This is a genomic window from Micromonospora sp. CP22 (assembly GCF_009712475.1).
In the GTDB taxonomy this organism is placed as follows: Bacteria; Actinomycetota; Actinomycetes; order Mycobacteriales; family Micromonosporaceae; genus Micromonospora.
The window spans coordinates 194,279-213,473 of record NZ_VCJO01000007.1 but is presented as its reverse complement, the minus strand read 5'-3'; the positions used below and the strand labels follow the sequence as shown (position 1 = coordinate 213,473).

General features: G+C 71.4%; 17 protein-coding genes. 2 read left to right on the top strand and 15 right to left on the bottom strand.

The annotated features are described in order from the left end of the window. The first annotated feature begins 23 nt into the window (after positions 1 to 23). A complete protein-coding gene (locus FF096_RS15025) occupies positions 24 to 983 on the top strand; it encodes a DMT family transporter (protein WP_230462613.1) in 960 nt (319 codons plus the stop codon). Here FF096_RS15025 and FF096_RS15020 read toward each other — a convergent pair. Genes FF096_RS15020 through FF096_RS14965 form a run of 12 tightly spaced genes read right to left on the bottom strand, consistent with a single transcriptional unit; the run spans position 948 to position 13,619 of the window. Beyond that, entirely contained in the window at positions 948 to 1,622 is a 675-nt protein-coding gene (locus FF096_RS15020) for a B3/4 domain-containing protein (protein ID WP_155218478.1), read from the bottom strand. The two genes, FF096_RS15025 and FF096_RS15020, sit on opposite strands and share 36 nt — an antisense overlap. Then, a complete protein-coding gene (locus FF096_RS15015; RefSeq protein ID WP_155218476.1) occupies positions 1,619 to 2,938 on the bottom strand; it encodes a Gfo/Idh/MocA family protein in 1,320 nt (439 codons plus the stop codon). The genes FF096_RS15020 and FF096_RS15015 overlap by 4 nt, the downstream gene beginning before the upstream one ends. Next, entirely contained in the window at positions 2,935 to 4,044 is a 1,110-nt protein-coding gene (locus FF096_RS15010; protein ID WP_196222533.1) for an Ldh family oxidoreductase, read from the bottom strand. Before FF096_RS15010 ends, FF096_RS15015 begins: the two co-directional genes overlap by 4 nt. A gap of 10 nt (positions 4,045 to 4,054) precedes the next feature. Then, positions 4,055 to 5,341, bottom strand: coding sequence for a M20/M25/M40 family metallo-hydrolase (locus tag FF096_RS15005; protein ID WP_309223335.1), 1,287 nt, complete (start codon positions 5,339 to 5,341; stop codon positions 4,055 to 4,057). Continuing rightward, a complete protein-coding gene (locus tag FF096_RS15000; protein ID WP_375335343.1) occupies positions 5,338 to 6,192 on the bottom strand; it encodes a sugar phosphate isomerase/epimerase family protein in 855 nt (284 codons plus the stop codon). The genes FF096_RS15005 and FF096_RS15000 overlap by 4 nt, the downstream gene beginning before the upstream one ends. 5 nt (positions 6,193 to 6,197) lie before the next feature. Beyond that, positions 6,198 to 7,316: a DegT/DnrJ/EryC1/StrS aminotransferase family protein gene (locus tag FF096_RS14995; RefSeq protein ID WP_155218654.1), complete on the bottom strand. Its 1,119-nt coding sequence runs from the start codon at positions 7,314 to 7,316 to the stop codon at positions 6,198 to 6,200. A 2-nt stretch (positions 7,317 to 7,318) separates the two neighbouring features. Beyond that, a complete protein-coding gene (locus tag FF096_RS14990) occupies positions 7,319 to 8,467 on the bottom strand; it encodes a DegT/DnrJ/EryC1/StrS aminotransferase family protein (protein WP_155218470.1) in 1,149 nt (382 codons plus the stop codon). Further along, positions 8,464 to 9,255, bottom strand: coding sequence for a tryptophan synthase subunit alpha (gene trpA / locus FF096_RS14985; RefSeq protein WP_155218468.1), 792 nt, complete (start codon positions 9,253 to 9,255; stop codon positions 8,464 to 8,466). The genes FF096_RS14990 and trpA overlap by 4 nt, the downstream gene beginning before the upstream one ends. Next, positions 9,252 to 10,439: a tryptophan synthase subunit beta gene (gene trpB, locus FF096_RS14980; RefSeq protein ID WP_155218466.1), complete on the bottom strand. Its 1,188-nt coding sequence runs from the start codon at positions 10,437 to 10,439 to the stop codon at positions 9,252 to 9,254. Before trpB ends, trpA begins: the two co-directional genes overlap by 4 nt. After that, a complete protein-coding gene (locus tag FF096_RS14975) occupies positions 10,436 to 11,227 on the bottom strand; it encodes an indole-3-glycerol phosphate synthase TrpC (RefSeq protein WP_196222532.1) in 792 nt (263 codons plus the stop codon). Before FF096_RS14975 ends, trpB begins: the two co-directional genes overlap by 4 nt. 35 nt (positions 11,228 to 11,262) lie before the next feature. Further along, entirely contained in the window at positions 11,263 to 12,333 is a 1,071-nt protein-coding gene (gene trpD, locus FF096_RS14970; RefSeq protein WP_155218462.1) for an anthranilate phosphoribosyltransferase, read from the bottom strand. Next, the gene (locus FF096_RS14965) at positions 12,333 to 13,619 is read right to left on the bottom strand and encodes a nucleotide sugar dehydrogenase (RefSeq protein ID WP_196222531.1); all 1,287 of its coding nucleotides are present in this window, start codon (positions 13,617 to 13,619) and stop codon (positions 12,333 to 12,335) included. The genes trpD and FF096_RS14965 overlap by 1 nt, the downstream gene beginning before the upstream one ends. Before the next feature lie 708 nt (positions 13,620 to 14,327). Here FF096_RS14965 and FF096_RS14960 point away from each other — a divergent pair. Beyond that, on the top strand, positions 14,328 to 15,815 hold the full coding sequence (locus FF096_RS14960) for a PLP-dependent aminotransferase family protein (RefSeq protein ID WP_155218458.1): 1,488 nt from the start codon (positions 14,328 to 14,330) through the stop codon (positions 15,813 to 15,815). Here the strand turns inward: FF096_RS14960 and FF096_RS14955 are convergent. The 3 genes from FF096_RS14955 to FF096_RS14945 form a co-directional block, all read right to left on the bottom strand. Further along, entirely contained in the window at positions 15,739 to 16,362 is a 624-nt protein-coding gene (locus FF096_RS14955; protein WP_155218456.1) for a phosphoribosylanthranilate isomerase, read from the bottom strand. The two genes, FF096_RS14960 and FF096_RS14955, sit on opposite strands and share 77 nt — an antisense overlap. A gap of 133 nt (positions 16,363 to 16,495) precedes the next feature. After that, entirely contained in the window at positions 16,496 to 17,929 is a 1,434-nt protein-coding gene (locus FF096_RS14950) for an MFS transporter (protein WP_155218454.1), read from the bottom strand. Next, positions 17,926 to 19,185 carry an ATP-grasp domain-containing protein gene (locus tag FF096_RS14945; RefSeq protein WP_196222529.1) on the bottom strand — a complete coding sequence of 420 codons (1,260 nt, stop codon included), beginning with the start codon at positions 19,183 to 19,185 and terminating at the stop codon, positions 17,926 to 17,928. Before FF096_RS14945 ends, FF096_RS14950 begins: the two co-directional genes overlap by 4 nt. Positions 19,186 to 19,195 lie beyond the last annotated feature (10 nt).

Here is a 19,195-nt window from a genome sequence, read left to right as displayed (position 1 = left end):
TGCCTGGGTCGTATGCTCACGCAATGGCTATGACCGGTCACCGAGTGGGGTTGCTCAGCGGGGCGCTCGCCATGGCTTTCGTGGGCAGTTCCGCTGCCGTCAGCCCGTTGCTCACGGCCTATCCGGTGTTGACCGGGCAGGCGTGGCGGTACGCGGCGGCGGCACTGTTGCTGCTGGGCTACCTGTGGTTGCGCCGGGTGCCATGGGTCCAGGTCGGCCGGTCGGACTGGCTGCGACTCGTGGTGCTCGCCGCGACCGGCCTGGCGGCCTTCAACGTGTGTCTGCTCCAGGCCGCCCGCCACACCGACCCTCCGGTGCTCGGGGCGATCGTCGGGGCGGCCCCGCTGGTGCTCGCCATCACCGGTCCGCTGCTGGCGGGTCGGCGGCCGTCGCTGCTGGTGGCGACATCGGCGGTGATCGTGGTGGTCGGCGTCGGCACCGTCCTCGGCGGGGGACACTTCAGCCTGCCCGGTGTGCTGTGGTCCCTCGGCGCGTTGGCCGGTGAGTGCCTGTTCTCCCTGCTCGCCGTCCCGCTGTTGCCCCGGCTCGGGCCGGTGCGGGTCAGTGCGTACACCTGCGCGCTGGCCAGTGTCATGCTGGCCTTGACCGCCCTGCTCGTCGAGCGGGGCGACGTCGTCACCGTGCCCACCGGCGTGGAGTTGCTGTCGCTGGCCTTCCTCGCGGTGTTCGTGACCGCAGTGGCGTTCGCGCTGTGGTACGCGGCCGTCGGGTCACTGGGCGTGGACCGGGCCGGCCTGCTGGCGGGCCTCGTCCCGGTGGCCGCCGCCCTCATCGCCGCCGGGATCGGCACCACCGACCTGTCGCTTCAGGTGCTGTTCGGCGCCGTCCTGGTCGGGGCGGGCGTGAGCCTGGGAATGGTGCCGTCCCGACGTCAACCTGACGGCGGGCCGACCGGTCCCGTGGACGGCGGCCGGTCGGCCTCGCGGTCAGCGCAGGTCGAGCAGGTCGGCGGATTGCCGTAGGGCGTCCGCCGCCTGGTCGGGGGAGATGCCGTCGACCACGCAGGCGAGCAGCAGCACCCGGCGGGTGTCCGCCCGGACGGCCTGGTGCACGCCGTCGCGGTGGGCGAAGAGAGACAGCACCCGGGCGTCGTCGGCCAGGATCAGCCGATCCGCCTCCAGGGCCACCTCCTCCTGGGCGCCGATCGGTTGCAGGCGTTCCCCGCCCTCACTGAGGGCCAGCCGGACCGGGCCGGATAGCCGCTCGGCGTCGAACACGCCGAGCGCGATCATCGTCGCCACCGCCGTCACGTTCACCGCGTCCACAGTGGGATTGATCTTCGGCCAGCCGCCGAGCGGTTTCGACCGTAGGCCACGCTCGATGAGCGCCTGGATCGACGGCGGCTGGCGGTCCGGGTCCACACCGATCTTCCGGGAGAAGCGTCGGTAGGCGTCGACCGCCGGATCCGCGCGGATCTCCGCCTTCGCCACCCCGTGCCACCGGCCGTGCTCGTGCGCCCACCGCTGCTGAACCTCACCGGCGATGACGTCACCGCCGCCCACCTCGGCCTCGACGCAGAGCACCCGGACGTCGGGGAAGGCCGCCGCGACCTGCGGAGAGACGGTTACCTCGGCCACGGGCAGGTTCGCTTGAGCAGTCATCGCACCGTCTCCAGGAATTGCAGCGGATCGCCGACCTGCAAGTTTAGGTCCTCCGCGGTGAGAACACGTTCGGTGTCGATGAGGATGTTGTAGTGGTTGGGCCAGTGGCACTCGTCGAATCCGGCGACGGTGCCGATCCGCTGACCGTTGCAGACCACCACGTCGCCCCGCTGCACCACGGTCGCCGTGGCGAACTCGGCGAAGCCGAGGAACCCGACCGCGTCCACCCGGTCACCGGGTCGACTCGGCTGGTCCGTGGTCGTCACCAGCTCGTGGAGCTCCCCTTGCCGGACACACCGCGACAGCCACGGCGACATGGTCATGCCCCGCTCGTCACGCCGGTGGAACAACAGCTTCACCAACCGCGCCACGGTCGGCCGCTTCGACGGCATCCGCAGCCGTGGTTCCTTGCGCCGGGCGATCGCGTACGCCTGCTCGACGAGCGCGACGATGTCCGGACCCGCGTCGGTGTACGCGTCACCGAGCGACACGACGTGCCGGAAATCCGCCATGATCGCGGCGTACTCGTGGTCGAGCGAGGACTTGAACCCGGGGAATCCGGCCAGCATGTCGGCGGACCGGACCGAACCGTCCTTTCCGTACACGGTGATGTCCTTGACCTCGCCCGACGGCAGGGCCCAGTCCAGCTCGACGGTGACCGGCACGCCGCTGGCGGAGCGCAGTTCGAGTTCGGCGCAGAACTCCACCCCACGGCGGACGTCGCCGATCGTGGCGTCGATGAGTTCCAGCTCGCCGACGATGGTACGGACCGCGTCCAGCGCGTTCGGGCCGTTGTCGATGACGCAGCCGCCGCCGCCCAGATCCTGGTCGAGATACCACGCCTCCGAGCCGGTGTGCTCCTCGATGCGTTCGGAGTAGCGACACACCAGACGCTCGATGGCCGTCGGATCGCCCACCCCGAGCCGCAGCGCGGCCACGTTGCGGTTGTACCGCCGGTGGAAGGCGGTGAACAGGGTCCGGCCGGACTGCCGCGCCAACGCCATCAGCTCGTGCGCGTCCGCCAGGTGGACCGTCATCGGCTTCTCGCAGCACACGTGTACGCCGGCGCGGAGCGCGTCGGCGGCGACCTCGGCGTGCACCGCGTTCGGCAGGGTCAGTACGACCGCGTCGACCAGGCCCGAGGCGAGCAGTTCCCGGTGGTCGGTGTAGGTCGCGACGCCGCTGTCGTCGGAGAAGTCCGCGAGCTTCGCCTCGTTACGGTCGCAGACGGCGGTCAGGGTGAGGTGCTCGTCGTCCTCGATGGCCCGCAGGAAGTACGGAGCGATCACGCCGAGACCGATGACCCCGATCCTCATGCCGAACCCGCCTCGGTCAGGGCGGCCGGGACGGCCACGTCGAGTTCGGCGCCGAGGCGTACCAACTGGACGGCGACGTGCTGCGGCAGCCGGATCCCCTCGGCGTACGACACGGCGGCCCGCTCGGCCTCCGGTGCGCCCGGGTACGTGACCCGCTGTCCGGGCGCGGCCGGGGACGCCGACACGGTGTCCAACAGGGCACGGGTCTCGGTCGGGAAGCTCTCCGCGACGCCGAACGCGGCGGGGTTGATCACGAGGGCGACCTGGCCGATGTTCACGTCGTCGGCCGGCTCGGTCTCGGTCAGAGCCTCCGGCCGGGGCCCGTACGCCGCGCCCGCCAACGGCCCGCACAGCAGGTCGACCAGCAGGGCGAGGCCGTACCCCTTGGCACCGCCGGTCTGCGCCGTGCCGCCCAGCCAGGCCACGTCGGCGTGCCCGGCGAAGTACGCGTCCGGGTCGGTGGTCGTCGACCCGTCGGCGGCGACCAGCCAGCCCTCGGGCACGGGCCGTCCCTCGCGCTGGGCCGCCCGGATCTTGCCGGTGGCCACGGCGGTGGCGCTCATGTCCAGGACGAACGGCGCGCCGTGGGAGACCGGCACCGCCGCGCTGAGCGGGTTCGTGCCGAGCAGCCGCTTGACCCCGCCCAGCGGCGGAACGACGCCCTGCGCGCCGCAGTTGGACATGACGATGCCGACCAGACCGTCGGCGGCGACCCGGTTGGTGTAGTAGCCGGCGCTGCCGAAGTGGCTGCTGTTGCGCACCGTCACCATGCCGAGGCCGAGTTCACGCGCCTTGGCCGCGGCCAGGTCGACGGCGGTGACCATCGTGACGGCCCCCAGGCCGTTGTCGCCGTCGATGACGGCCGTGGTCGGGGTCTCGACCACGACCTTGGGCTGGGCGTCGGGCCGGATGCTCCCGGCGCGCAGGCGCGGGGCGTAGATTCCGGCCAGCGCGTTGGTGCCGTGGGTGGTGAAGCCGTGGATGTCGGCGTAGCAGATGACCTCGGTGGCCGTCGTCGCCGCCGGCTCGTCGAGTCCACACCGCAGCAGCACCGTCCGTACGAAGGTGGTGAGCTGCGTGTGGTCGACGGTCATGCTGTTGGCCATGTCTCTCCCGTTACTGTGTCGGCACGTGGGCGCCGAAACGCACCACGAGGTCGCGGATCTGTCTCGCATAGGTCGCCAGGTCGTCGACGCGTACCCACTCGGCTGCGGTGTGCGCGCCGTTGACGTCGAGCCGGCCCGGTCCGCACACCGCGACGTACCGGCCGGGCCCGCCGGCCCAGATGGCGTCGCAGGTGAAGGCACTGCCGTCGGCCAGGCCGTCGTGGCGGGGGAATCCCGCCGCGGCGAGCAGGTCTTCCATCTCGGGATCCCGGTTGTCGAGCACCGGCAGCCCGCGTTTGAGCCAGTCCAACCGCACCACCCGGTCCCAGTCGTCGACCAGGCGGGCGGTGAACGGGTTGTCGACGTGCGTCTTGGCGAAGACGTCACGGGCCTGGTCGACCGCCTGCTCCAGCTCGTGTGCCAGCGTCTGCGCGCTGGCCTGGTCCCGGTAGGCGATGTTGAGCAGCAGCTCACCCTCGCCGTACACCCGGTTGTGCGCGGTCCCGGTGTGCAGACCGGCGACGCAGAGCTTCGCGCCGAGGGCGGCCGCCCGGGGGCCGACGGTGCGGGCCAGGTGGTCGGCGAGGAAACCCAACGCCACCGTGGCGTTGTGCCCGTCGGTGGGGTGGTCGTCCGTGCTGCCCTCGCCGAGGACCCGCAGCCGGGGGGTCATGGCCGCCGTGCACGCGTCCAGCACCCGACCGCCGGTGGGCTCGGCGAACAGCATCAGCCGACCGGTGTAACCCAACCGGGTCAGCCATCGGGTGCCGAGGACGCCCATCGCGCCGCCCTCCTCACCCGGCACGCTGGTGAGCATGACCTCGATGCGGCGGGCCAGCGAGGGGTCGTCGGCGAACGCGGCGGCGACGCCTACCGCGGCGGCCACCCCGGGGCCCTTGTCGTCGACGGCACCCCGGCCGTGCAGGATGTCGCCGTCCAGGCGCGGCGCGATGTGCGGGCCGACGGTGTCGACGTGGAAGTTGATGACCAGCCGTCGCTCCGGCGGTGCCGGGTCGCCCATCGCCACCACCAGGGAGGGCTGGGCGGCGAGGAAGGTGTCGGGGTCGGCTTCCAGGGCCCGCCGCACCGGCATCGGGACGTCCTCGGCGGTGATGCTCCGCGTGTCCGGGCTGGCGAAGTGGCGGACCTGGAAACCGCGCTCGCTCGCCCCGGCGAGGAACACCTCCTGTGCCTGCCGGGTGGCGGCGAGCCCGCCGCCCTCCAGCGGCGACACCGAGTCCACCGCCATGAACTCCCGCAGCCAGTCCAGGTCGGGCTCGGTCCAACAGGGGGTCACGGCCGCGCCGCCTCGTCGACGATGGCGCGGAAGCGCGTCGCGTACGCCCGGTAGCTCTGCTCCAACTGCCCGGGGTCACCCGAGACCTTGAGGTGCGGGATGTGCGCCACGTGCGGCTCCAGGCTGTACCAGCCCTGGTAACCGGCCGCCTCCAGTTGGCGGATGCAACCGGCCAGGTCCAGCTCGCCGGAGTCGGGCAGGGTGAACTCGGCCTGGCCGTCCGGGTTGCGGTGGCCGTTCTTGACGTGGACGTGCTCGACCCAGGGCAGCACCTTGGCGAGGAACTCCTCGGCCTGGTAGCCGTACGCCAGGCCGTTGCCCACATCGAAGATCAGCCTGAGGTGCGCACTGTCGACGTGGTCGAGCATGCGCAGCGTGTTCGCGGCGGAGACGCCCGCCCAGCCCTGGCAGTTCTCGTGCAGCAGCATTACACCGAGTCGGCCCGCCTCGTCGGTCAGCACCCGCATGCGGCGCAGCGACTCCGCGGCCCACGCCTCGTCCGACCAGCCGTCGTTGGGGTACGACATGACGCGCAGCCACCGACAGCCCAGGGCGTGCGCGACCGCCGCGGTGCGGTCCAGGATCGACAGTTCGGTGTCCAGGTCGGTGGCGACGGTGGTGGACCAGTTGCCGATCGGCGTGTCCAGCACCGGCACCCGCAGCCCGCTCGCCTCGATCTGCCGGCGCAGGTCGGCCACCTCGTCGGCGTCGAGGTCGTGCAGGCCCCGACCGTCGACCGTGCGCAGTTCCACGCCGGACATGCCCAGGTCGCGGTGCACGTCGAGCTGCCGCGCGAGGCCGGGTGCGGCCTCGTCGCCGATGCCGCAGACCCGGTTGGCCCAGATGCTCACCGCCGTCATGCCTCCTGCCGGTAGAAGCGGGCGATCTCCTCGACGACCCGCTCGACGGTTCCGGCGGGCAGTTCCGGATGCAACGGCAGCGCCAGGCACTCGCGGGACAGTCGCTCGGCGACCGGGAAGTCACCCGGTGCGTGACCGAGGTGGCGGAACGCGGGTTGCAGGTGCAGCGGGCGGGGGTAGTAGACCTTCGTCTCGATACCGCGTCCGGCCAGGTAGGCGCGCAGGTTGTCGCGCTGCGGCGCGCGTACGACGTAGGTGTAGACGGCCTGCTCGCCGAGGTCCCCGGCGGGCGTCAGCACGGCGGGTGCCGCCTCACGCAGCAGGTCGTTGTACTGGCGGGCCAGCCGGCGACGCTCGGCGAGGAACCGGTCCAGGTGGGGCAGCCGGCGCAGCAGGAACAGCGCCGTGACCTCGTCCATCCGACTGTTGAAGCCGACCATGTGGTGCAGGAACCGGACCTTCAGGTCCTGACCGTGGTTGCGCAGCATCCGGCAGGTGGTGGCCAACTCCGCATCGTCGGTGACGATCATTCCGGCGTCGCCGATCCCGCCCAACGGCTTGCCGGGGAAGAAGGAGTACACCCCGGCGTCGCCGTAGCGTCCGGCGGGCCGACCCGCGACCTGACCGCCCAGCGCGACGGCGCTGTCCTCGATCAGGCGCATCGAGTGGCGGTCGGCCAGCGCCCGTAGCGCCGGCATGTCGGGGCTGCTCGCGAAGAGGTACGCCGGAATCACGGCTCGGCTCGCCGTGGTACGGACCGCCTCGACGCTCTGCGCGGTCAGCATCGCCGTGTCGTAGTCGACGTCGGCGAAGACCGGACGGGCACCGCGCAGCGCCACCGTGCTCGCCGAGGAGATGAACGAGAAGGCGGGGGTGACGACGTCGTCGCCGGGCCCGATCTCCATGGCCGTGAGGATCACCGTCAACGCGCCGGTGCCGCTGGCGACGGCGATCGCCTCGGCGGCACCGGTCCGCTGCGCCACCGCCGCCTCGAGGGCGGCGACCCGGGACTTGAGGATGAACTCGTCCGACTCGCCGACCTCCCGGACCGCGGCCAGGATGTCCTCGGTCCACTCGGCGTACCGGGTGGGGTAGTCGAAGTACGGGACTGCCATGCTCACGCGTGCTCCCGGTAGAACTCGTGGATCAGGTCGCAGACCCGGTCGACCTGCTCGTCGGTCAGGTCGGGGTACATCGGCAGTCCGACCGCCCGCTGGCTGGCCGCCTTGGCGACCGGTACGGGTTGGTCCACCCCGGCACGGGTGGTGAGGCAGGGCTGCTCGGTGAGCGGCCGGGGGTAGTACACCTCGGTGCCCACGCCGTGCGTGGTGAGGTACGCGACCAGCTCGTCACGTCGCTCGCACTCGATCAGGTAGACGTAGTAGACGAGGTTGCTCTGCCGTCGGGCGGGCGCGAGCCAGGGGGTACGCACCAGGGGCGCGAGTTCGCCGAGGCGCTGGTCGTAGCGGGCCGCCACCTCCGCCCGCCGGACGATCTCCGCGTCCAGCGTCTGCAACCGCCAGAGCAGGAAAGCCGCCTGAAGCTCGTCGCATCGGCTGTTGTAGCCGAGTTCGAGGTACTCGTAGGAGCCGTCGCTCGGTTGCCCGTGGCAGCGCAGTTGGCGTGCCGTGCGGGCGAGCTCCTCGTCGTCGGTGAGCAGCATGCCCGCGTCGCCCAGGGCACCGAGCGTCTTGGTGGGAAAGAACGAGAGCACCCCGGCCCGGCCCCAGCGGCCGGCGTGCCGACCGTCGATGTGCATGCCGATGCCTTCGGCGCTGTCCTCCAGCAGTTGCAGGCCGTGCTCGTCGGCCACCTCGCGCAACGCCACCATGTCCGCCATCTGGGTGAACAGGTGCACTGGCATGATCGCCCGGGTCCGGTCCGTGACGGCGGCGCGGACCCGCTCGGGGTCCAGCGCGTAGGAGCCGGGCTGGATGTCGACCAGGACCGGTTTGGCGCCGACGTGCAGGACCGAGGAGGCGCTGGCGAAGAAGGTGTACGCGGGGACGATCACCTCGTCGCCGGGGCCGATCCCGGCCGCCCGCAGCATGATGATCAACGCGTCCGTGCCGTTGTTCACCGCCACGGTGTGCCGGGCGCCGGTGCGTTCCGCGATCGCCCGTTCCAGTTCCTCGCCCACCGGCCCGAAGGTGAACCGGCCGGTGTCGGTGACCTTGCGCAGCGTGGCTTCGAGCCCGGTCCAGTCCCGCCGGATGGAGGCCGCGCCGCTGAAGAACGGCACGGCGGTGGTGGTCGGAGCACTCATCGGCAGGCCTCCTTCAGCTCACCGATCAGCGCCGTCGTCTCCGCGATCCGTTGCTGCCAGGTGGTGGCCGCGCCGATCCGCTTGAGCAGCGCGCTGCCGACGATGACGCCGTCCACCTTGCCCCGGAGGGCGGCGACGTGCTCCGGCCGCGAGATGCCGAAGCCCACCGCGACGGGCGTGGTCGCCGCGGCGCGGACCCGGGCGAGGTAGGCGTCGAGGCCGTCGGCGAGCCGATCCCGGACGCCGGTCACCCCGTTGTCGGCCAGGCAGTACAGGAATCCGCGGGACTTCTGCGCGGTGCGGCGCAACCGCTCGGGACTGCTGCCCGGAGCGGCGAAGAAGACCTGGCCCAGGTTGTGCCGTTCCGCCTCCACCAGCCAGTCACTGCTCTCGGTGGCCGGCAGGTCCGGCACGATGAAGCCGTCCGCGCCGGCCGACGCCGCGTCGGCGAAGAGTTTCGGCAGCCCGTACCGGAGGAACGGGTTGCAGTACCCCATCAGCATGATCGGCACGTCGTTGCCGGTGGCCCGCACCTTGGCGACCAGGTCGAGCGTCGCCGCCACCGTCACGCCGGCGCGCAGCGCCTGCTGGGTGGTGGCCTGGATGACCGGTCCGTCGCCGAGCGGGTCGGAGAACGGCGCCCCCAGTTCGATGATGTCGGCACCGGCCGCGCAGGCGGCGTCGACCAGGTTGACGGTCTCGTCGAGGTTCGGGTAACCGGCGGTCAGGTAGGCCACCAGCGCGGTCTCGCGCTGGCTGTCCGCGAACGCGTGCTCAAGTCGCCTCACCGATCTGCTCCATCCCGTTCGCGTAGCGCCGCCAGGGCGCTGACCAGGTCCTTGTCGCCACGTCCGGACAGGTTCACCAGGATGTTGCTGCCGCTGGGCAGTTCCTCCGCCAGTTCGAGCGCGCCGGCCACCGCGTGGGCGGACTCAAGGGCGGGGATGATGCCCTCGGCGCGGCTGAGCAGCGCGAAGGTGCTGAGCGCCTGGTCGTCGCTGGCCGTGCGGTACTCGACCCGGCCGGTGTCCTTGAAGTGGCTGTGCTCCGGTCCGACGCCGGGGTAGTCCAGTCCCGGTGCCACGCTGTGGGTCAGCAGGATCTGGCCGTCGTCGTCCTGGAGGAGGTAGGTGCGGGTGCCCTGTAGCACGCCCGGCTCGCCGTAGAGCAGCGGCGCGGCGTGCCGGCCGCCCGGACCCAACCCTTCGCCGGCCGCCTGGATGCCGACCAGGCGGACCGGGTCGTCGAGGAACGCGCTGAACATCCCGACCGAGTTGCTGCCGCCGCCGACGCAGGCCACCACCGCGTCGGGCAGACCGCCCACGGCGTCCTGGAACTGCTGCCGGGCCTCCCGGCCGATGACGGACTGGAAGCCGCGCACGATCGTGGGGAAGGGGTGCGGCCCGACCACCGAGCCGAGCAGGTAGTGAGTGGAGTCGGGGTGGGCGATCCAGTCGCGGATGGCCTCGTTGATGGCGTCCTTGAGCGTCGCCGTGCCGTTGTCGACCAGGCGTACCTCGGCTCCGAGCAACTCCATCCGCTGCACGTTCGGCGCCTGCCGCTCGGCGTCGACGCGTCCCATGTAGATGGTCGCGTCGAGTTGCAGGTGGGCGCAGGCCGCGGCGACGGCCACACCGTGCTGTCCGGCGCCGGTCTCGGCGATGATGCGTTGCTTGCCGATGCGCCGGGCGAGCAGGGCCTGTCCGATCGCATTGTTGATCTTGTGGGCGCCGGTGTGGGTCAGGTCCTCCCGCTTGAGCCAGAGGGTGCAGCCGTTGGTCTCGACCCCCAACCTGCGAAGCCTGGTCAGCGGGGTGGGCCGCCCGATGAACCTGTTCAGCAGGTCGTCCAACTCGCCGAGGAACTCCTCGCTGGCCTGTGCCTTCTGGTACGCCGCCTCCAGTTCCTCCAACGGAGCCACCAACGTCTCCGCCACGAACTGGCCGCCGTACCCGCCGAACCACCCGCTCATCGCACGGCCTGCGCAATCCGGACGCCGCGCAGCGAACGGAGCTTCTCCGCCGGGTCGTCACTGGTCAGCAGGCTCTCGCCGATCAACGCGGCGTGGAAGCCGTGGGCGCCGATGCGGGCCAGGTCGGCCGGCGTGTGCAGGCCGCTCTCGCTCACCGTCAGCACGCCTGGCGGGATCAGTTGGCGTAGCCGCTGGGAGTTGTCCAGGTCGACCTCGAAGGTGCGCAGGTCGCGGTTGTTCACGCCGATGATCCGGGCACCGGCCCGCACGGCCCGCTCCACCTCCTCCTCGGTGAACGTCTCGACCAGCGCGTCGAGTCCGAGCCCGTCGGCGGCGGCGAGGAGGTCGGCGAGCAGGGCGTCGTCGACCGACCGGACGATGACCAGTACCGCGTCCGCGCCGCAGTCGTGTGCCAGCTGCACCTGCCGCACGTCGACCAGGAAGTCCTTGAACAGCACCGGAACGGTGACCTCGGCGTCGTTGGCCACCTGCGCCACCAGGTCCGGTGAGCCGCCGAAGTAGGGGGTGTCGGCCAGGACCGACACCGCGGCGGCTCCGGCCCCGGCGTACGTGCGGGCCAGCGGCACCGCCTCGGCCAGGGGCAGCAGGTCGCCCTTGGACGGCGACTTCGGCTTGACCTCGGCGATGATGCCCACCTCGGTGCCGTTCAGGGCGGCGGCGAAGGTGCCGGCACGGGCGGGCGTGGCCCGCTCGCCGGCCGCCGACACGGGCGCACGCGCGCCGGACCAGGCCGACCGCTTTGCCGCGACGATGTCGTCGAGATGCATGCGGAACTCCTTGCTGCTGGGTAGTGGTGACCGCGTCATCGCGCGTCGCGTTCGGAGGTGGTGACGGCAACTGGCTCGTGGCGGAGGTCCGCGAGCAGGGCGGCGGCGCGCCCGCTGCCGACCGCTTCCCGGGACAGTTCCAGCCCGTCGGCGAGGTCCTCGGCCAGACCGGCGAGATGCACCGCGGCTGCCGCGTTGAGCAGGCACGTGTCGGTGACCGGCCGGGGCGCGACGCCGGTGAGGATGTCGCGTACCAGCTGGGCGTTGTGCCGGGCGTCGCCGCCCCGCAGCTCGTCGAGCCCGGCCGGTGCCACGGGCAGGTCGCGCGGGTCGACACGGAAGGTCTCGGTCCGACCCCGGGCGACCGCGATGACCGTGCTGGGTTCGGCGGTGGACAACTCGTCGAGACCGGAGGCGCTGCGTACGACCCAGGTGGGCGTGTCGCCCAGCTCCGCCGCAGCCGCCGCGAGGACTTCCTGCTCGCGTGCGTCGGCCGCGCCGACCAGACGCGCGGTCAGCGGCACCGGGTTCGCCAACGGCCCCGACAGGTTGAAGATCGTCCGGAAGCCGAGCCGTCGACGAAGCGGCGCCAGGGTCCGCATGGCCGGGTGCACGGCGGGCGTGAAGAGGAAGGCGAAGCGGTGTCGACGCAGCGAGTCGACGATGTCGGGCGACGGGTCGACCGGTACGCCGAGCGCCTCCAGCAGGTCGGCGCTGCCGCACCGGCTCGTCGCGGCCCGGTTGCCGGCCTTGGCGACGGTGGCGCCCGCGGCCGTGGCGATCAGGGCGGCGACCGTGGAGATGTTGACCGAATCGCTGCCGTCCCCGCCGGTGCCCACGATGTCGACCGCCGGGTCCGTCCAGGCCACCGGCGGCGCGGCGGCGAGGACGACCCGGACGGTCGCCGCGACCTCGGTCGCGGACGGGCCCTTGGCGGCCAGTGCGGTGAGCAGGGCCGCCGCGTCGGTGTCGTCCGCACCGGACAGCAGGGCGGTCAGCGCCCGCGCCGCCGTCGTCGCGTCGAGGTCCGCCCCCGCGACGGCCGACCGGGTGGCCGACCGGAGGAACGACGCGTCGTGCTCGGCCAGGGTTCGCGAGGTGGGCATCACAGGATTTCGACGTTGTCGGCCGGTGCCAGCACGTTGCGGGTGTCCAGCACCAGCGGCGCGGCGCTCCAGTGCGGGTCCGCCGCGATGCGGTTGTGCGGGGTCACCAGCACGACGCAGTCCTGTGCCGCGAGTTCGGTGGGCGTCCAGGCCGCCACGGGCACCGACTGGCCGTCGAGGACCATCGACGGCACCAGCGGGTCGTAGTAGCTGACCTGTGCGCCGCACTGCCGCAGCGCCCGGATGATGTCCAGGGCCGGGGCGTTGCGTAGGTCGGCCACGCCCTCCTTGTAGCTGACGCCGACGATCAGCACCCGGGCCTGCTGGATCGTCCCGCCCCGGGCCACGAGCAGCTCCCGGATCCGGTCGACGACCTGCCCCGGGCGCTCGGTGATCCGGCGGTGTGCGGCGGTGACCAGGCTGAGGTCCGTGCCGGCCAGTTCCGCGAGGGGCCGGAGGAAGAGCGGGTCGACCGGGATGCACTCACCGCCCACCCCGGGGCCGGGGTAGTGCGCGAGGAAGCCGTACGGCTTGGTCGCCGCTGCGTCGATGACCTCCCGGACCGGGATCCGCAGGTGCCGGCAGAGGTCGGACAGCTCCAGGCTCAGCGCGATGTTGACCAGCCGGAACGTGTTCTCGAAGACCTTCGCCAGCTCGGCGACCTCCGGGCTGGAGACCGGGTGGACCTGCTCGCACACCTGCTCGAACAGCAGCGTGGCCCGGCGGGTGCACTCGGCGGTGAGGCCGCCGACCAGTTTGGGCGTGTTGGTCATCCGCCATCCGTCGGCGTTCGCCGGGTTGATCCGCTCCGGAGCCATCGCCAGATAGAGGTCGGTGCCGATGCGGATGCCGCCCTCGCTGGTGAGCCGACGCGCTGCGGCGGACGTGGTCCCCGGTGGGATGGTGGACTGCAACACCAGCAACGTGCCCGGTCGTAGGTGGGGAACCACCGCGGCGAGGGCCCCGTCGACGTGCGACAGGTCGGCGACGCCGTCGGCGGTGGGGGTCGGGACGCAGACGACCACGGCGTCGGCCACCGCCATCGCGTCCGGAGACGTCCCCACCGACAGCTTCAGGCGAAGCTCCTCCAATTCCAGGTCCGAGACGTCGGGAAGGTAGGACTCGCCCCGGACTATCGCGTTGATCTTCTCGGTGTCCGTGTCGAGGCCGACCACCGAAAAGCCCGCCGCGGCGAAACCGGTAGCCAGTGGCAGGCCGGTGTAGCCGAGCCCGACGATGCCGACGACAGCCTTTCGGCTTTCGATGAGGCGATCAAAGTCGGACACCTCGACAACGGCGCAGGCATGCGGGTCCGATGCTCGGGAATCGGTGGGCGAGCTGACCATGCTAACCATTCGTACAGCTCCAAGCGGTGGGCGTGATTGCTCGGCCACTGAGTGCCGGCGGCGATTCAATCAGCCGCTCGGTGGCCCGGCCCAGACCACTGAACCTGGCCGTCGGCAGACCAGGGCCGGATCCGTTGCGAATCGTCTGCCTTGACCTGGGTGTCGTCCACGTATCGGTCAATCTTCGCTCGGCCGGACTGTCGTGCGTGTGCACCATCCGGACAGTCATTGTCGCTTATATGCTGGGCTTTCTGGTTACCCGCGTCCATGCGTATCGCAGGAGCGAGTACCAAAGCGTCTAAATGGGCGCAGGTTGGTGTTCCAGGTTGATCAACGGCCACGCTCCGTTCCGCCGTGCCTACTGGTCGTCGCTGGACGTATTCCGACCGATTAGGCCAAAAAGCGCGCTACGGTACGGCTCGGGAGGCCGCGATTGGACGCTGCACGCCGACTGGGTGGCGCTCTGGTCGTCAGCCGCGATTCGGGTGGATGCGGTGCCGGGCTAGAATCCACCCTGCGGGCCATTGTGGGTGGGGCAGCGGCCATCGTACTCGGTCATTGGCGACCGACATCAAGCTCCGCACGTGACATCCGATGAGCAATAGCCGAGGGGCGGCGACGCTGTCGTGCTGAGGGGGCAATTTCAGAATGTCGTGGCATCTGACAATCAGCGTTTGCAGGGACATCGACGAGCCGCTTAGTCGGCAGATCCAGAGCGCCATCAAGGAGAAGATTCGAAATGGCGTTCTCCTGCCCGGCGTGCCGCTGCCGTCGAGCCGCCTGTTGGCGCGTGACATTGGGGTGTCCCGCTCTGTGGTCGTCGAGGCGTACGAGCAGATGAGCGCCGAGGGGTATCTGGAGGCCGTCCAGGGCTCGGGTACCCGCGTTGCCACCCGCTCCATCGCCGGTGCGGACCGCAGGTCCAGGCTCGACGAGCCGTCGGCGCCGCCCGTGCGCTGGGACCTGCGGGTCGGCGCGACGGACGTGACGAACTTTCCCCTTCAGGAGTGGCTGTCGTGCTACCAGCGGGCCACGCAGAGCCTCGGGCCCAGCGGCTTGAGCTACCCGCCGATATCCGGCATCGCGTCGTTGCGTACGGAGTTGGCCAGCTACCTCGGCCGGGTGCGGGGCGTACGGGTGGAGCCCGCCCACACCATGGTCACGCTGGGCTTCGCGCACGGTCTCGGGCTGCTCTGCCGCACCCTGCCGACGATGGGCATCGACCGGATCGGCGTCGAGAACCCCGGCAGCGGCAAGCAGTTGCAGTTCATCCGCAGCACCGGGATGCGCGCGGTACCGGTGCCGGTGGATGCCGACGGGGTCGACATCGACGCCCTGACGCGTAGTGGCGTCCGGGCTGTCCTGGTCACCGCGGCACACCAGTTCCCCACCGGGGCGACGATGCCGCCCCAACGTCGGCAGGCGCTGTTGCGGTGGGCGAGTGACGTCAACGGCATCATCATCGAGGACGACTACGACACGGAGTTCTGGTTCGACCAGCGGGAACGGCCGCCGGCGATCCAGGGCTGCGACCCGGAGCGGGTGGTCTACGGCGGGAGCCTGAGCAAGGTGCTCGCCCCCGGGTTGCGCCTCGGTTGGCTCGCCCTGCCGGAATGGCTCGTCGGTGCGGTCGAAGCAGCGCGGGCCAGCTCGGACCAGGGCTGCGACAGCATCACCCAGCTGGCCGTGTCGGAGTTCCTCCGCGCGGGACTGCTCGACCGGCACCTGCGCCGGTTGCGGCCGAGGTACCGCTCCAGGCTGGAGACCGTGGTCCAGGCGGTCCGGCGACACCTGCCCGGGGCGAGCATCAGGGGCGCGTCGGCGGGCCGGCACGTCTACGTCGAACTGCCCCACCACGTGGACGAGGCGGCGGTCGTCGAGGGAGCGTTGCGCCGGTCGGTCCTGCTGCGCGGTGGCGGGCACTTCCGGCTCGCCGAGATTCCCGGCGTCACCCCCCGCCCGGCCCTGGTCATCGGCTACTCGTCGGTGCGGCCCAGTGACATCAACGAGGCGCTCGCCCGCGTCGGCGAGGCGTACGCGCCGTACGCGGGCCGACGGGCTAGTCGGCCTGCGGTGCACCTGACTCGTGCGATCGGGCAGCCGCTACGAATTCCGCGATCAGCTGCGGTTCCTTGATGCCCCGACGCACCTCCACCCCGCTGGAGACGTCGACCCCCCAGGGGGACAGCGCCGCGACGGCGGTCGCGACGTTGTCCGGGCTGAGGCCACCGGCCAGCATCCACCGCCCGGCCACCGGCTTCGTCTCCAGCGACGACCAGTTCCACTGGTTGCCGGAACCCGGCTGGGGGGAGTCGATGATCAGCATGTCCTCGCCGTACGAGCCGGGGCGCAGGTCGCCACCGCCGGCCACGGACGTCGCCCTGATCAGGGCGACGTCCAGGTCGCGCAGCGCCGCGTAGTGTTCGCGGGACTCACCGCCGTGCAGCTGCACCGCCCGAAGTCCCGCCGTGGTCACACACTCGCGGATGACGTCGACCGGCTCACCCCGGAACACTCCGACGGTCAGCACCTGCGGCGGCACCTCGGCCGCCAGGCGGCCGGCCTCCGTCGGGGTGACCCGACGCACGCTCTCGGTCAGCATGAAGCCCACCGCGTCCACCCCGGCGTGCACGGCGGCGGCGACGTCGGTCGAGGTCCGTAGGCCGCAGACTTTGATGAACAAGCGATCCTCCTTCGGCATCTCACATTCTGCCCGGCGGCCCGGCGGCCCGGCGGCCCGGCGGCCCGGCGGCCCGGCGGCCCGGCGGCCCGGCAGCCCGGCGGCCCGGCAGCCCGGCGGGCCACGGCTCCGTCGACTACCTCGGCTCGTCCGAGTGCTTGAGACCGGCCAGCGGCGCGCTCCCCGGGCCGCCACGGCTGTCGGGGCCACCATGACCACCAGGGCCACCATGACCACCAGGGCCGTCGGGGCCGTCGAGGTCTTCTGGCCCCTCGGGCGCCTCGGCGATCCGTCCGGCCGGGGTGAGCGCGAACACCATGGCCCCGATGACCAGACCGATGCCGGCGATGAGCAGGGCGCCTCGGGCGCTCAGGACGTTCGCCAGGGCCCCGGCGAGCAGGCCGCCCAGCGGGATGACCGCCCAGGCGACGAAGCGGTACGTCCCGCTGACCCGCCCGAGGAGCCGGTTCGGGATGATCGCCTGCCGCAGCGCCACCGAGTGGATGTTGAAGATGGTGATGCCCACCCCGCTGATCACGTACCCCGCGCCGAGCAGCAACGCCTGCACCGCCGGTGGACCGGCGGCCAACGGCAACACCAGGAGCCCCAGCGCCGAGGTCAGCACCCCCGCGACCATCGCCGGGCCGATCCCGAGACGTCGCGCCAGCGCTCCGGCGATCAGCGAGCCGCCGAAGGCGCCGACGCTGGCCGAGGCGATGATGAACCCGAGCAGCGCCGGGGTCAGCTCCAGGTCCTTGAGGCCGTACAGCGGAAACAGCACGAGCACGACGTCGTGGAACAGGTTGAACCAGGCGGCCTGGAGCAGGACGGCGCGGAGGATGCGGTGACCGAGGGTCGCCCGCAGCCCCTCGCCGATCTCGCTCCACACGCCGCTGAAGCCTCGGGCCGCGGCCGGGCGACGCGGCTCCCGGGTCTTGATCGACAGCAGGGACACGGCCGAGATCAGATACGTCAGGCAGTCGACGATGATCGCGCCGGGAGCGGTGAACACCTGGATCAGCACACCGCTGAAGCCCTTGCCGCCGGTCTCGGCGATGGAGCGGGTGGACTGGAGCTTCGAGTTGGCCTCCACGAGCTGGGCCCGTGACACCAACACTGGCACGTACGCCTGGTAGGCCACGTCGAACTGTGAGGTCAGGACACCGACCAGGAAGGCCACCACGTAGAGGGCGGTCATGGACAGCTGGTCGGTCAGCGCGAGCACCGGCACCACCGCCAGGATCAGCGCCCGCCCGACGTTGGCGCCGATGAGCAGGCCGCGCCGTCGGTAACGGTCGGCCAGCACCCCGGCGAACAAGGTGACCAGGGTGAAGGGAAGGTACTCGGCGACGTTGAGCAGACCCAGGCTGGTCGGTCCGGCGTCCAGCAGCAGAATCGCGGTCAGCGGCAGCGCCAACTCGGTTACTCGGGAACCGAGCATCGCGATGGTCTGCGCGCCCCAGAGCCGGAGGAAGTCGGGGTGACGCCACAGCGATGCCGCCACCTTCGGCGACCGATCCGGCGACGGGGAGTCGGACAGCAGCGAGTCGGCTCCGCGGTGCCGGCTCACCCGTGCGTTCCGATGGTGTCGTCCTCGGCCTGCGCCGGTGACCAGGACAGCTCGTACAGCTCGGCGGCCTGGGAGATGGCCTGCTTGACCCGGTCGGCGGTGGGTGCCCGGAACCGGAACGTGCCGGCCGTGTGGCGGGCCCCACCGGTGCCGTTGAGGATCGCGCCGGGCGGCGGCAGCGTCTCGTCGAACAGGTCGGGCACCCGACCCAGCAGCGAGCCGACCGAGTGGACGACCGCCGGGCGCACCGGCGGCTCCGGCATCATCAGGTAGCCGGCCACGGTGCCGAGGTCCATCTGCGGCAGCTTCAGCTCCGCCCCGATGTGCAGCTTGACCGAGGCGTCGATCAGGTCGACGCCGTACACGTCGCGCCAGACGAACCGCACCTGGCCCCCGCCGGCCCGAGCGCCGATCTCCAGGAAGACCATGTCGGCGTGCTCGTCGTCGTCGATCGGCGCGTCGGTGCGGAAGAACTCCAGATGGAACACGTCGTCGGTGATGCCCAACGCGGCCAGCACCCGTTCGGTGTAGGAGACCACCCGCCGCTCGAACTCGGCGTCGTCGTTGGCGACCGAGCCGAAGGGCGTGCCCTGGGCGAAGTCGAGGCATCCGGCCAGACACTGCCAGCTGCGGACGATCAGCAGCCGGCCACCCTGGACCACCCCGTCCACCTGGTACAGCCCGCCCTCGACGAACTGTTCGCCCTCGTAGTCGGTGAACGACTCGTCGGCCAGCAGGCTGTCCAACTCGGCCTCGGTACGGCAGACGAAGACGCCCTGGCTGTCCGCGCCCGCCCGGGGCTTGAGCACGATCGGCAGACCGACCCGACGGACCAGGTCCCGGACCTGCTCGACGGAGTTCGCCGGACCGTACGCCGGCACCCGCAGCCCGGCCTGCTCGATGTGCTGCTTCATGACCAGCTTGTCGCGGACCTTGAGCACCTCGGCCATGGTCTTGCCGGGCACGTCGAGGACGGCCCGCAGCTCCGCCGCCGTCTCCAGGTCGAACTCGGACAGCGCGATGACGTGGTCGAAGGGTCCGTACCGGGTGGCCAACTCCTTGGCGTGGGTGGTGACGGCGGCCGTGTCACCGAGATCGGGCAGCGTGACGATCGCCTCGGCGAGCTGCTCGTCCAGCGGCTCCCGACCGGCCGGCGTGGTCAGGTACGCCACCCGGTTGCTCCGGTGGTCGACGTAGCGGTGGTACTCGCCGAACTCGTTGCTCCATCGGTTGAGGATGAGAATGTGACGGGACACGGTCATCTCC